The organism is Mesorhizobium sp. M4B.F.Ca.ET.089.01.1.1 (assembly GCF_004022605.1).
In the GTDB taxonomy this organism is placed as follows: Bacteria; Pseudomonadota; Alphaproteobacteria; order Rhizobiales; family Rhizobiaceae; genus Mesorhizobium; species Mesorhizobium abyssinicae.
In genome coordinates, this window is record NZ_RZOS01001156.1 from 1 (window position 1) to 647 (window position 647).

1 protein-coding gene is annotated in these 647 nt (G+C 58.9%); it reads right to left on the minus strand.

Features of this window, described 5'->3' with window-relative positions:
• Positions 1 to 47 precede the first annotated feature (47 nt).
• Positions 48 to 647 (minus strand): transporter substrate-binding domain-containing protein (locus tag EN780_RS36550; RefSeq protein ID WP_128276612.1); only part of this gene is annotated, 600 nt, incomplete at its 5' end.

Sequence of the window (647 nt, forward strand, 5' to 3'; positions counted from 1 at the left end):
GGGCCGTTGACGAGAAACGTGCTCGACAGCGCCCTGCGGCTCTCTCTTCAATTGCTCGGCTTACCCGCACTGCAATGCTGCTGGATGAAGTCCGACAGGAATGTTGAAGCGTGAACGCACCTCCGATGGACAGCGATCGCCTGAGGCACTTTCGAGAATGTCCCCTCAACAACGCGGAAACCTGGATTCTCTTCGCAGAAACGTGACAGGGACTCAGTCAAGCCCGCAGCAGCATCGCACTGGGAGGACATAAGCATGTGCAGGGCGGAGGCGGGATTTTCGGTTTGGAGGAGGATCGCATTTCTAACCTGTCGCTCAAGCTGCTTTGTATACGCAGCGGTTTTGGCGGCGGCGATGCGCACCCCTTCGACGTCGACGTCCCCCACGCTGCCTAGCGGGCTGCTGTCTGACACCAGAAAGCTGGCAGTCACGGTGGTATAGGGGGCCGAGAAGGATAACATGTCGGCACGTGACGGATCGGGAGCAATGAATGCAACGTCCCACTCGTTGCCCTCGGCAGCCGCAAGAATGTCAGCGGCCGATCCGTATCGAACCAGCGACAAACAGCAGTCGAGTTCTTCCGCAAGTGTGATCGCGATCCGCGCGCTCGGTCCTGTTAGAACGCCTGTCACTGGATCGAGTTGGAC